At 64.8% G+C, this 11,787-nt stretch carries 12 protein-coding genes; 7 read left to right on the top strand and 5 right to left on the bottom strand.

Annotated elements, in window-relative coordinates:
* Positions 1 to 141: 141 nt before the first annotated feature.
* Entirely contained in the window at positions 142 to 2,226 is a 2,085-nt protein-coding gene (locus ACTJK4_RS05855; RefSeq protein ID WP_440816694.1) for a site-specific recombinase, read from the top strand.
* A 10-nt stretch (positions 2,227 to 2,236) separates the two neighbouring features.
* On the opposite strand, the gene rbsK is transcribed toward ACTJK4_RS05855, so the two are convergent.
* The 5 genes from rbsK to ACTJK4_RS05880 are packed head-to-tail and all read right to left on the bottom strand — an operon-like array spanning position 2,237 to position 7,865.
* Positions 2,237 to 3,202, bottom strand: a complete 966-nt coding sequence (gene rbsK / locus ACTJK4_RS05860; RefSeq protein ID WP_440816697.1) for a ribokinase — start codon at positions 3,200 to 3,202, stop codon at positions 2,237 to 2,239.
* Positions 3,203 to 3,239: 37 nt separating this feature from the next.
* Positions 3,240 to 4,280 (bottom strand): LacI family DNA-binding transcriptional regulator, encoded by a 1,041-nt coding sequence (locus ACTJK4_RS05865; protein ID WP_232042373.1) that lies wholly within the window; start codon positions 4,278 to 4,280, stop codon positions 3,240 to 3,242.
* A gap of 18 nt (positions 4,281 to 4,298) precedes the next feature.
* Positions 4,299 to 5,306, bottom strand: coding sequence for an ABC transporter permease (locus ACTJK4_RS05870; protein WP_232042374.1), 1,008 nt, complete (start codon positions 5,304 to 5,306; stop codon positions 4,299 to 4,301).
* Complete coding sequence (locus ACTJK4_RS05875; protein WP_440816700.1) at positions 5,296 to 6,876, bottom strand: sugar ABC transporter ATP-binding protein; 1,581 nt, start codon at positions 6,874 to 6,876, stop codon at positions 5,296 to 5,298. The genes ACTJK4_RS05870 and ACTJK4_RS05875 overlap by 11 nt, the downstream gene beginning before the upstream one ends.
* 29 nt (positions 6,877 to 6,905) lie before the next feature.
* Positions 6,906 to 7,865 (bottom strand): sugar ABC transporter substrate-binding protein, encoded by a 960-nt coding sequence (locus ACTJK4_RS05880; protein ID WP_232042376.1) that lies wholly within the window; start codon positions 7,863 to 7,865, stop codon positions 6,906 to 6,908.
* A gap of 423 nt (positions 7,866 to 8,288) precedes the next feature.
* On the opposite strand from ACTJK4_RS05880, the gene iscR reads away from it, so the two are divergent.
* The 6 genes from iscR to hscB all read left to right on the top strand — a co-directional run bounded on the left by iscR (position 8,289) and on the right by hscB (position 11,768).
* Positions 8,289 to 8,882 (top strand): Fe-S cluster assembly transcriptional regulator IscR, encoded by a 594-nt coding sequence (gene iscR, locus ACTJK4_RS05885; protein WP_232042377.1) that lies wholly within the window; start codon positions 8,289 to 8,291, stop codon positions 8,880 to 8,882.
* 73 nt (positions 8,883 to 8,955) lie between these two features.
* Positions 8,956 to 10,173: an IscS subfamily cysteine desulfurase gene (locus ACTJK4_RS05890; protein ID WP_232042378.1), complete on the top strand. Its 1,218-nt coding sequence runs from the start codon at positions 8,956 to 8,958 to the stop codon at positions 10,171 to 10,173.
* Positions 10,174 to 10,234: 61 nt separating this feature from the next.
* Positions 10,235 to 10,636 carry a Fe-S cluster assembly scaffold IscU gene (gene iscU / locus ACTJK4_RS05895; protein WP_004635709.1) on the top strand — a complete coding sequence of 134 codons (402 nt, stop codon included), beginning with the start codon at positions 10,235 to 10,237 and terminating at the stop codon, positions 10,634 to 10,636.
* A gap of 26 nt (positions 10,637 to 10,662) precedes the next feature.
* Positions 10,663 to 10,983, top strand: coding sequence for an iron-sulfur cluster assembly protein IscA (gene iscA / locus ACTJK4_RS05900; RefSeq protein WP_045204421.1), 321 nt, complete (start codon positions 10,663 to 10,665; stop codon positions 10,981 to 10,983).
* Between the two features lie 10 nt (positions 10,984 to 10,993).
* Positions 10,994 to 11,194, top strand: a complete 201-nt coding sequence (locus tag ACTJK4_RS05905) for a DUF3565 domain-containing protein (RefSeq protein WP_147214200.1) — start codon at positions 10,994 to 10,996, stop codon at positions 11,192 to 11,194.
* Positions 11,195 to 11,228: 34 nt separating this feature from the next.
* Positions 11,229 to 11,768: a Fe-S protein assembly co-chaperone HscB gene (gene hscB / locus ACTJK4_RS05910; protein ID WP_260804263.1), complete on the top strand. Its 540-nt coding sequence runs from the start codon at positions 11,229 to 11,231 to the stop codon at positions 11,766 to 11,768.
* Positions 11,769 to 11,787 lie beyond the last annotated feature (19 nt).

The following is an 11,787-nucleotide window of genomic DNA, read 5'->3' on the forward strand; positions in this document are numbered from 1 at the left end:
GCCCGCTGTCTTGCACAGGGCAGGCGGCGGGTGATTGGCGACACCATTTCAAATCAAGCTCAGGCGCTGCGCGTCGCCTGACTGGGGAACCGGCACGTGCTGCAGCGCTCGACTGCGCGCGTTCGCCATCAAGGGAGTTCGATGTTCGATTTTTTGCTCAACCCGTGGCGCAAGTGGCGCGCTTCCCGGCACGCCAGCCATCAGCTCGACGCCATCCTGGCCCAGTTCGAGCCGACGCGCAGCCTGGCTGAACGCAATGAATGGCTGATCGAGCTGGGCTACTGGCTGCGCCGCGCGGAGCGGCCTGCCGGTGCCGCGTCGGAGTCCTGGCGCTATGCGCGCCTGCGCTATCTGCTGCAGGTGCTGGAGAACAATCCGGCCCTGGCCGAACGCGTCGGGCAGACATTGCGCAGCATCGTGCAGGACAACGACCCGGTGTCACTGCTGTGCGATACGGGGTTGTCTTCACGGTCGGGTTTCTGGAGCGAGTTGATCGACCGCTGGCAGGCGCGCTGGCTACCGCCCGCACCGAATCAGGCGCAACTGGCAACATTGTTTGCACTGCTGTTTGTGGGGCCGACCGATGCGCAATGGGTCGACGGCCTGGACGACGAACTGGTCACGCGCCTTTACGCGCTGTTCCGCGCGGGGATGACGGATGCCGATCACGCAGCCGGCCAGACAAGACTTGAGCGCAGCCTTGGCATCGGCATCCAGATCCTGATCAGCCAAGTCCGTGCGGCGGGTTTGTCGCGCGGCATCCGCAGCCGCATGGACCACGCGGAACTCACCGATTCTCCGTTCTATCTGCTGGCCGACGCTGCCAACGCGATCTTCCTGGAACGCCCCAATACGGAGCTGGCGAGCCCCGAGCGGTTCCTGCAGGAGCTGAACTATTTCCGCGCCGTGCTTGACCGCTGCCGAACGGCGACGGCCAGCGTGTATCAGCATCTGGATGAGAACGGCGTCTCGGTGGAGGTCGTCTTCCAGGTCGAGCGCATGAAGGCGTGGCTGGGCCGCATCGATTTGCTGCTGACGGCGTGGGCGGACACGCAGGGCTCGCGTCGCTTCGTGCATATGACGGCCGAGCTGGTATCGGCCAGCCAGCATCGCCGCAGCGTGGGGTATCTCGTCCGTTCCACGTTTGCCGATCTGGCGCGCAAGGTGGTCGAGCGCTCCGCGGAAAGCGGCGAGCACTACATCACCCGCGACGGCAAGGAATACGGGGCGATGGTCAAGGCCGCAGCCGGCGGCGGCGTCATTACGGCGGCCACGGTGTACATCAAGTTCTTCATCACCGGGGCGCATTTGTCGCGCTTTACCGAAGGGTTGTTCGCGTCGATCAACTATGCGGTCAGCTTTCTCGGCATCCATTTCGCACATTTCACGCTGGCCACCAAGCAACCCGCCATGACGGCGCCCGCACTGGCGCACCGGCTCGATCAGGTGGGTCGCCAGGAAGGGCTGGACCGCTTTGTCGACGACACAGTTGCCATGATCCGCTCCAACGCGGCGGCGATCGCCGGCAACCTGGTGGCCGTGGCGCCGGTGGCTTTCCTCGTGCAATGGCTGGCCGGGCGGTTCTTCCATGCGGATCTGATTTCGGCCGCGAAGGCGATGGCGACCATCGATTCGTTTTCGATTCTCGGGCCGACGCCGCTGTACGCGATCTTCACGGGTGTGCTGCTGTGGGCCTCAAGCCTGGCGGCGGGGTGGGCCGACAACTGGTTTGCGCTGCACCGAGTGCATGACGTGATTGCCTACCACCGGCGCCTGCGGTTCATGGTGGGCACGCAGGGGGCGCAGCGCATTGCCAGCTTCTGGAAACGCAATCTTTCGGGCATTGTCGCCAACGTATCGCTGGGCTTCATGCTCGGGCTGGGGCCCGAGATCCTGTCGTTTTTCGGCCCGCATATGGAAGTGCGCCACGTCACGCTGTCGACCGGTGCGGTGGCAACTGCCGTGGGCGTGCTTGGCCCCGACGTGATGCATACGGCGCCGTTCTGGCTGGCCGTGGCAGGTATTGCGCTGATGGGGGTGCTGAACGTGCTGGTGTCGTTCGCACTGGCCTTCAATATGGCGATGCGCTCGCGCAACCTGCGCGGGGTCGATCGCAAACGCGTGACGGGTGCCGTGTGGCGGCGCATCTTACGAGACCCGCTGTGCCTGCTGGTGCCGCGCGCCCCGACTGCGAGCACGCCGCCCAGCACTAGTACGCCAGCCTAGGTCTAGTGGTCTAGTGGGTTGCGGGCGCGGCAGGCGCGCCCAACTCGCTGCGGAACGGGATGGACGGCTGCGCGCCGAGCCGCGTGACTGACACTGCCGCAGCGGCCTGCCCAAATTCGATGGCTGCATCGGGCATCGCACCCTCTGCCAGCGCCGCGGCCAGCGCGCCGACAAACGTATCGCCGGCAGCGGTGGTGTCGATGGCGTGCGCGGTGGGGGCCGCCATCAGCACGCGCGAATGGGCATCCACGTAGGCAACGCCGCGCGCGCCCAGCGTGACAATCACTTGCCGCGCACCTTGCGCATGGAGATCAGCAGCCGCATCCAGCGCAGCTTCGGGCGAATCGACAGTCCGCGCTGTCAGCAGCGCGGCTTCGGTCTCGTTCGGGATCAGGTAATCGCACGCGGCGATCCATGGCGTGGGCAGTGGGCCGAGGGCGGGTGCCGGGTTCAGGATGACCGTCTTGCCAAGCCGCTGGCCCAGTTTGAGCGCGCATTCCACCGCCTCGGGCGGAGATTCCAACTGACAGACGATCACGCGCGCGCGTTCGAACGCGGCACGCTGCGCTTCGATCATCGTTGGCGTCAGCAATTCGTTGGCGCCGGCCACGATGACGATGGTGTTCTGGCCGCTGTTGGCCACGGTCACGCAGGCGATGCCGGTGGCCGCCCCGGCGTGCACTGACACCATCGACGTGTCCACGCCTTCGCGGCGCAGGCCGTCGCGTAACGCCGTCCCGTAAGCGTCGTCGCCCACGCAGCCGAGCATGGCGACACGGGCGCCCAGACGCGCGGCTGCTACGGCCTGGTTGGCGCCCTTGCCGCCCGGGATGGTTTCCAGCGCAGGGGCAGCAACCGTTTGCCCGGGACGCGGCAAGCGTGGCGTGCGGATCACGAGATCCATATTCAAGCTGCCGACGATCAGCACGTCGGCAGCGGGGTGCGCAGAAGAGGCGGAAGGGCGCTTGGCCACCATGGCGGGACTACGTTGAAAGCGTGAAAGGAATGCGGGCTCAGGCGGCGCGGGCCGGGCGCTCGGGTTCGGCGGTCGATTCGCGCAAAGACAGGCGCGGCGGCAGCACGATGCGGCGCGCACGCGGCTCTTCCACGGGGTGGCGCAAGGCGTTGTCGCCGAGGTGTTCAAGCAGCGTCTGCGCGGTGGTCTCGCCCAACTGGCGGATCGATTGGCCAACGGTGGACAGGGCCGGATAGACGTAGCGGCTCAGTTCGATGTCGTCAAAGCCCATCACAGACAGCGCCTTCGGGACGGGAATGCCCAGCTCGGCCGCAGCGCGCAGCGCGCCGATGCCCATCAGGTCATTGCCGGCGAAGATGGCCGTGGGCATCTCTCCTTCGGTCAGCAACTGGCGCGCGGCGCGATAGCCGCCGGGGCTGGTGAAATCGCCTTCGGCAATGCGGGCGGACGCTTCCGGCACGCCGGCTTCGCGCAGAGCGCGGTGGAAACCGGCCAGGCGCTCTGCCGTCACGCTCAGTGACGACGGCCCACTGATGCAGGCGATGCGGCGGTGGCCGAGGTCCAGCAGATGCTTGGTCGCCATGTACGCGCCTTCTTCGTGATCGACCTGCACCTGATCGGCCTGGATGCCTTCGGTCGGGCGGTCGACCATCACGATGGGCAGGGCGGATTCACCAAGCGCTTCCACCAATGCCGTGTCCGGCCCTGCGCTGCTGACGATGATGCCGTCGACGCGTTTTTCCATCAGCACGCGCAGGTAGTCGCGCTGCTTGCGGGGGTCGTCGTCGGAGTTGCAGAGGATGACGCTGTAGCCGGCGGCAGCGCACACGTCTTCAATGCCGCGTGCCAACTCCGCAAAGTACGGGTTGGTGGCGGTGGGTACGAGTACACCGATGGTGCGTGTAGTGCGATGTTTGAGCGAGCGCGCCACGGCGCTGGGCACATAGCGCGTGGCGCGAATGGCTTCTTCCACGCGCTTGCGTGTCTCGGCGTTGACCGGTCTTGTGTTGTTGATGACGTGCGAGACGGTGGTGAACGAAACTCCGGCCAGTGCGGCCACGTCCTTGATGGTTGCCATGACGATCTCCTCTGTCTCTTAATGTTGCTTGCTGCGGTTGCGCTTGCTGCGATAGGTATCCATGACCACGGCCGCGACGATGACCGCGCCCGTGATGATTCGTTTGGTGGGCTCCGATGCGCCGATCTGCGCAAGGCCCGATTCGAGCACCGAGATGATCAGCACGCCAAACAGCGTGCGCACGACCGAACCGCGCCCGCCCATCAGGCTCGTGCCGCCGATCACCACGGCCGCGATCACTTGCAGTTCCATGCCCACCCCGGCGTTCGGATCAGCCGCTTCCAGGCGCGACACCTGGAACAGCGCGGCCAGGCCCGAGAGCAGCCCCATCAACGCGAACACCGCAATCTTGTAGGGGCGCGGATTCACGCCCGCCAGCCGTACGGCTTCTTCATTCGTGCCGATAGCCACCAGGTAGCGGCCGAACACCGTGCGCACCAGCACGATCTGGCCAACGATCGTGATGACAATCGCAATCAGGAAAGATGGCGCAATGCCCAGTGCGATGGGATTGGCCAGCCAGTCGACCGCGCTGCCGATGTACACCGTGCGCGAATCTGTGAGGCTGTAGGCGAGGCCGCGCGCCATCTCCAACACGCCCAGTGACACGATGAACGACGGGATACCCCAATGCACGGTGACCGCCCCGGTCAACATGCCGGCCGCCGTGGCCAGCACTACGCCCGCCAACGCGGCCGGCAACAAGCCCCAGCCGAACTGGGTCATGGCAACAGACAGTACCGAAGCCGCCAGCGCCAGCACCGAGCCCACCGACAGATCGATCCCTCCGATCATCAGGATGAACGTCATGCCCACCGCCATCACCAGCAGGTCGGGGATCTCGTTGGCAATGGTTGTGAACGTGGGCAGCGAGAAGAACGTCGGTGACAGCGTGCCGAACAACACCAGCATGGCGATCAGCGCAGCGAGCAACCCGCCGATGGTCCCAAGCGACATGCCCAGCGCTGCGCGCGTGCCGGCAGCCGCTGCGGGCGGCGTGGGGGGCAGGGTGGAATCAGAGCGCATCTGCGGTCTCCGAGGGCGATTGAGGTGCACGTGAGTCGGAGTCTCCCGATTCACCGAAAGCGGCGGCGAGCAGGGCATCCTGGCTCCAGCCGTCGCGTTGGAAGATGTGTGTCAGCCGCCCGGCGCGCATGACGCCAATGCGGTCGCACAGTTGCATGAGTTCGCGCAGGTCGCTCGACACCACGACCAGCGCCTTGCCTCGCGCGGCCAGCGCGTCGAGCAGCGTATAGATGTCGAACTTGGCGCCGACATCCACGCCTCGCGTGGGCTCATCGAATAGCAGCACGGGGGTGTCGCGCTCCAGCCAGCGCGCAATCGCCACCTTCTGCTGATTGCCGCCCGAAAGTTCACCCACCGGTTGCTCAGGCCCAGCGCAACGGACGCGCAATGCGCCGATGTGCCGCTGCGCCAGCGCACGCTCGCGCGCCGGTTGCAGCCAGCCGCGGCTCGTGACGCTTGGCATGTTGCCCAGCGCGATGTTGGTCGCGATGGGCAGGCTCAGCATCAGGCCTTCGTCCTTGCGGTCTTCAGTGAGCAGGCTGATGCCGTGACGCACCGCGTCGCCAGGCGAGCGGATGCGCGCAGGCGCCAGCGGCGTACCGACTTCGACGGTGCCTGCATCCGCGCGGTCCGCCCCGAAGATCAGCCGCAGCAATTCCGTGCGGCCCGCACCGACCAGGCCGGCGATGCCGAAGATCTCTCCTGGCGCCACGTCGAAGCTCACATCGCGCACGGCCGGCGCACGCGTCAGGCCGGTCACCCGCAGCGCAGGTGAGCCGTCGCCGACCCACGGCTCGCGGGCGGCCCGTTGCGATTCGGATGAGGCGGCCACGTCGCGGCCGACCATCGCCTGGATCAGTGCATCCTGCGTGACCGTGGCAGCCGGCGCGTCGGTGACCAGCTTGCCGTCACGCAGCACGACGATGCGATCTGCAATGCGCGCGAGTTCGTCCAGGCGGTGGGAGATGTAGATGATTGCCACGCCTTCGCGGCGCAACGCATCGATGCGCTCGAACAGCGTGGCGCTCTCGTGCGCGCTCAGCATTGCCGTCGGCTCGTCGAGGATCAGCACCCGGCATGCGCTGGCCAGCGCGCGGGCAATTTCGATCATCTGCCGGTGGCCGATGCCGAGCGTGTGTACGGGCGTCCAGGGATCGAGGTCCAGCCCCACGCGCGCAAGCGCCTGTTCGGCCCGACGGCGCAGCGCAGAACGATCCACAAAACCCAGCCGCCGGGGCAGTTCGCCGAGGAACAGGTTCTCGGCCACCGTCAGCGTCGGCACCATGCTCAGCTCCTGCAGCACCATGCGCACGCCCAGCGCTTCGGCAGCGCTGCGCGAATCGGGTGCGTACAGTGTGCCGCCCAGCGTCATGGAACCCGAGGTCGCCGTCTCCAGCCCGCAGAGGATCTTGGAGAGCGTGCTCTTGCCGGCGCCGTTCTCCCCCGTGAGTGCAAGCACCTCGCCCGCGTGCACGTCGAGATCGATATCTCTGAGCACGGGGGCGGCGTAGTGCTTGCTGACGGCGGAGACGCGCAGCAGCGGCGGGCGCGGTTCGTAAGCGGCAGACATGGCTGGCGGCGGCTTGCCGGTCTGTGGCGTTACGTGCGCGTGACGAGGTTGACTGGTGTCTCGACGACACCCGACAGCTTCGCCTGCGGCGTCTTGGCGGCCAGCGCCTTCAGGGCCGTCTCGATGCCGTAGACGGCTTGCTGATCGGCGTGCTGATCCGCAGTGGCAGCGACGCGTCCGTCAGCCAGCATGGCCTTGATGGCTTCGATGTTGTCATAGCCGCCAATCATCACCTTGCCCAGCTTGCCCGCTGCGCGCACCGCCGATACGGCGCCGATGGCCATGTTGTCGTTGCCGCACAGTAGCGCCTTCAGGTCAGGCTCGGAGCGCAGCATGGCGGCCGCCACCTTGTTGCCCTTGTCGATTTCCCATTCGCCCGATTGCACCCCCGCGATCTTTAGCTTGGCGGCTTCCGCCGCGTCCTTGAAGCCGGCGGTGCGCTGCTGCGCGTTCGTGGTGGTCGGAATGCCTTCGATGATGCCCACGGCATCGCCGGGCTTGAGCGACTTGGCAACGAAGTCGCCCACGAGTCGCGCACCTTTGCGGTTGTCCGGCCCCACGAAAGGTACGTTCAGCCCTTTCTCCTTGAGCGCCGCCGGGTCCAGCCGGTTGTCGATGTTGATGACGAGAATGCCCGCGTCCACGGCCTTCTTGACCACCGGCACCAATGCCTTGGAGTCGGCCGGCGCCAGCACCAGCGCATCCACACGCGCGACGATCATCTGCTCGACCAGGCGGATCTGCCCGGCCGTGTCGGTTTCGTCGCGAATGCCGTTGGTCAGCAGCGAGTACTCCGACGCATGGTCCTTCTGATGCTTACGGGCGCCGTTCTCCATGGTCAGGAAGAACTCATTGGCGAGCGACTTCATCACCAGTGCCACTTTGGGCGGCTGGTTGGCGGCGTACGCCAGCGAAAACGGGAACGGCAGAGCAGCAGCTACGGCAGAGCCCACGCCAATTTTCAGGGCGCGGCGACGGCGGATATCCATGGTGTCTCCTCCAGGAAGAGGCCTGTCTGGGGCGGGTGGATGCGGGCGTCGTTGCCGCTTCATGCCGTAAGGCATTACTAAGGGCAATCGCGCCTCGCTCTTCGCAAACGTTTGCGTATCTGACAGTCTCGGCTACCGCGTAACAGAAGTCAATGAAATTGCGCTTTACACCGCATAAGGAAAAACCCGTAGTGACGCCGCCTGCGCGCTCTGCGCGCCAGTTGCGTTGCGGGAGTGGCGTGATAGCCCTATCGAACGTGGTTGATTGTTTTAGTCCACAATACGGCCTGCCGCGTGGTCACCCCGTTTTTTGGGCGCCGCAAATCCCCTTGCTGCGACGCGGAATCCCCCGACGCCTTAGTTGACCGATTTTGTCGGGTTCCTTTATACTTGAGCAAAACGATCAGGTATTTCCCCGACGCCATGAGATTGACCACCAAAGGCCGCTTCGCGGTCACCGCCATGATTGACTTGGCGCTGCGCCAAGAGCAGGGTCCGGTCACGCTGGCTGGCATCAGCCAGCGTCAGAAGATTTCGCTGTCGTATCTGGAGCAGCTGTTCGGCAAACTGCGCCGCCACGAAATCGTGGAAAGTGTGCGCGGGCCGGGCGGCGGCTACAGCCTCGCGCGCCGTGCCGGCGACGTGACCGTTGCCGACATCATCATCGCCGTGGACGAGCCGCTGGACGCCACCCAGTGTGGCGGAAAGGGCAACTGCGGCGGCGAAGAGCATGTCGGCGGTCACACGGGCCGCTGCATGACACACGACCTGTGGGCCACGCTCAATCAGAAGATGGTCGAGTATCTCGATTCGGTGTCGCTGCAGAACCTGGTCGATCAGCAACGTGAACGTCAGCCGGAAGTGATCCAGGACATGCGTGAAGCGCGTCCGGCGCGCCGCGAACGTGCGCCGACACGCGCACGCGCGGTCGACACGCCCGCCGCCACGTCGGTGGCCGCAGAGCCGGTCAAGCGAGCGCCGCTGGTCAACTCCGTTTTCAGCCTGGCGCAGTCGTGATTGCGTCGGCGTGAGGCTGGCCACGACGCCAGCCCACACAAGAACATCGCCCCCCACACAAGGCAGACAAGATATGAGCACCCCGCAACTTCCCATCTACATGGACTATTCCGCGACGACGCCGGTGGATCCGCGCGTGGTCGACAAGATGATCCCGTACCTGCGCGAGAGCTTCGGCAATCCTGCTTCGCGCAGCCACCCGTTTGGGTGGGAAGCAGAGAAGGCCGTCGAGACCGCGCGCGAGCAGGTTGCAGCGCTGGTGAACGCCGACCCGCGCGAAATCGTCTGGACGTCTGGTGCTACCGAGTCTGACAACCTTGCCATCAAGGGCGCTGCCAACTTCTACAGCAGCAAGGGCAAGCACATCATCACCGTGAAGACCGAGCACAAGGCTGTGCTGGACACGACGCGTGAGCTGGAGCGCCAGGGTTTCGAAGTGACGTATCTGGACGTGAAGGACAACGGCCTCATCGATATCGAAGTCTTCAAGCAAGCCATACGCCCCGACACCATTCTTGCGTCGGTGATGATGGTGAACAACGAAATCGGCGTCATTCAGGACATCGAGCAGCTTGGCGAGATCTGCCGCGAGAAAGGCGTGATCTTCCACGTCGATGCCGCGCAGGCGACGGGCAAGGTGGGCATCGACCTGCAGAAACTGAAGGTCGACCTGATGTCGTTCTCGGCGCACAAGACGTATGGGCCGAAGGGCATCGGTGCCCTGTACGTGCGCCGCAAGCCGCGTATCCGCATCGAAGCGCAGATGCACGGTGGTGGCCACGAGCGCGGCATGCGTTCGGGCACGCTGGCCACGCACCAGATCGTCGGCATGGGCGAGGCCTTCCGCATCGCCAAGGAAGAGATGGCGACCGAGAACGAGCGCATCCGCATGCTGCGCGATCGCCTGTATCGCGGCCTGAACACGATGGAAGAGGTGTACGTGAACGGCGACATGGAAGCCCGTGTACCGCACAACCTCAATATCAGCTTCAATTTCGTGGAAGGCGAGTCGCTGATCATGGCCATCAAGGACGTCGCCGTGTCGTCGGGCTCGGCCTGTACGTCGGCATCGCTGGAGCCGTCGTATGTGCTGCGCGCCCTGGGCCGCAACGACGAACTGGCGCACAGCTCGATCCGTTTCACGGTTGGCCGCTTCACCACGGAAGAAGAAGTGGACTACGTGGTCGAACTGCTCAAGAACAAGATCGGCAAGCTGCGCGACCTGTCTCCGCTGTGGGAGATGTACAAGGACGGCGTGGATCTGAACAGCATTCAATGGGCGGCGCACTGAGCGCGGCGTTTGACGAAAAATGGGCGCCCCCGCGCCAGCCAACGATTGAAAGAGGTGTGAAATGTCTTACAGCAACCAAGTTCTGGACCATTACGAAAACCCCCGCAACGTCGGTTCGTTCGAGAAGGGCGACGACACGGTCGGCACCGGCATGGTCGGTGCACCGGCTTGCGGCGACGTGATGAAGCTGCAGATCAAGGTCAACGAGCAGGGCGTGATTGAAGACGCAAAGTTCAAGACCTATGGCTGTGGTTCGGCCATCGCTTCGTCGTCGCTGGTGACAGAGTGGGTGAAGGGCAAGACGCTGGACCAAGCGCTGGAGATCCGCAACACGGCCATCGCTGAAGAGCTGGCCTTGCCGCCGGTGAAGATCCACTGCTCGATCCTGGCTGAAGACGCCATCAAGGCGGCTGTGGCCGACTACAAGGAAAAGCACGGTTCGGCCGAGCAGAAGGCTGCTTGAGCCGGTTTGGATAGAAAGGACGCAGCATGATCACCCTGACCGACAAGGCCGCGCAGCACGTTTCCCGCTACCTTACCCGCCGCGGCAAGGGCGTGGGCCTGCGCGTGGGCGTGAAGACCACGGGCTGTTCGGGCTTGGCATACAAGCTCGAATATGCGGATGACATCGCCGCCGAAGACCAGGTCTTCGAATCCAACGGCGTCAAGGTGATCGTCGATCCGAAGAGCCTTCCGTACATCGACGGCACCGAGCTGGACTATGCACGCGAGGGCCTGAACGAAGGGTTCCGCTTCAACAACCCAAACGTGAAGGACGAGTGCGGCTGCGGCGAGTCGTTCCGCGTTTGAGCGGGGCACATTGAAGCAGGCGATTGTCGGTTTCGAGCGGGACGAGGAGGGCCACTGGGTCGCCCGTCTCGCTTGCGGACACGGGCAGCACATGCGCCACGATCCGCCTTGGCAGTTGCGGCCCTGGACAGAAACCGAAGCCGGGCGCGCCAGCAAGATCGGCGTGGTTGTGGAGTGCCTGAAGTGCGATCGGGGTGAACCGGTCGAATGAGGATCACGAGGCGGCGCTGCCGCTTTTTTTATTCATGAATTCCGGCTTGTCAGCGAACACGACGCATTTTTCCCTCTTCGGTCTGCCCGAGCACTTCGAGGTCGACGACGATGCGCTGAACGCCGCGTATCGCACCGTGCAGTCGCAGGCGCATCCCGATCGCTATGCCCACGCGGGTGACGCCGAACGCCGCGTCGCCATGCAATGGGCCACGCGCGCCAATGAGGCATATCAGACGCTGCGTGACCCGCTCAAACGGGCGACGTATCTGCTGCACCTGCGTGGTGTCGATGTGCAGGCCGAAAACAACACGGCTATGCCGCCCGCGTTCCTGATGCAGCAAATGGAATGGCGCGAAGCGCTGGGCGACGCCAAGGCGGAGCGCAACGTCGATGCGCTGGACGATCTGCTTGGCATGCTGCGCAAGGAAAAACGCGCGCGTTATCAGGCGCTGTCCGGCCTGCTCAATGGCGAGGGCAACACCGCAGCCGCGGCGGATGCCGTGCGCCAATTGATGTTCATCGAAAAGATCGAACGCGATACCGCCGAGGCCATCGACCGGCTGGAAGACTAGAACCCAGAATTTGCGACAA

The organism is Ralstonia sp. 22111 (assembly GCF_052045895.1).
Taxonomy (GTDB): Bacteria; Pseudomonadota; Gammaproteobacteria; order Burkholderiales; family Burkholderiaceae; genus Ralstonia; species Ralstonia wenshanensis.

Bases quoted from the DNA above. Each gene is read 5' to 3' on its own strand.
- hscB (WP_260804263.1), top strand. From the start codon at position 11,229: ATGAATTCCGGCTTGTCAGCGAACACGACGCATTTTTCCCTCTTCGGT.
- iscR (WP_232042377.1), top strand. From the start codon at position 8,289: ATGAGATTGACCACCAAAGGCCGCTTCGCGGTCACCGCCATGATTGAC.
- ACTJK4_RS05890 (WP_232042378.1), top strand. From the start codon at position 8,956: ATGAGCACCCCGCAACTTCCCATCTACATGGACTATTCCGCGACGACG.
- ACTJK4_RS05880 (WP_232042376.1), bottom strand. From the start codon at position 7,865: ATGGATATCCGCCGTCGCCGCGCCCTGAAAATTGGCGTGGGCTCTGCC.
- iscA (WP_045204421.1), top strand. From the start codon at position 10,663: ATGATCACCCTGACCGACAAGGCCGCGCAGCACGTTTCCCGCTACCTT.
- ACTJK4_RS05865 (WP_232042373.1), bottom strand. From the start codon at position 4,280: ATGGCAACCATCAAGGACGTGGCCGCACTGGCCGGAGTTTCGTTCACC.
- rbsK (WP_440816697.1), bottom strand. From the start codon at position 3,202: ATGGTGGCCAAGCGCCCTTCCGCCTCTTCTGCGCACCCCGCTGCCGAC.
- ACTJK4_RS05870 (WP_232042374.1), bottom strand. From the start codon at position 5,306: ATGCGCTCTGATTCCACCCTGCCCCCCACGCCGCCCGCAGCGGCTGCC.
- ACTJK4_RS05875 (WP_440816700.1), bottom strand. From the start codon at position 6,876: ATGTCTGCCGCTTACGAACCGCGCCCGCCGCTGCTGCGCGTCTCCGCC.
- ACTJK4_RS05855 (WP_440816694.1), top strand. From the start codon at position 142: ATGTTCGATTTTTTGCTCAACCCGTGGCGCAAGTGGCGCGCTTCCCGG.
- iscU (WP_004635709.1), top strand. From the start codon at position 10,235: ATGTCTTACAGCAACCAAGTTCTGGACCATTACGAAAACCCCCGCAAC.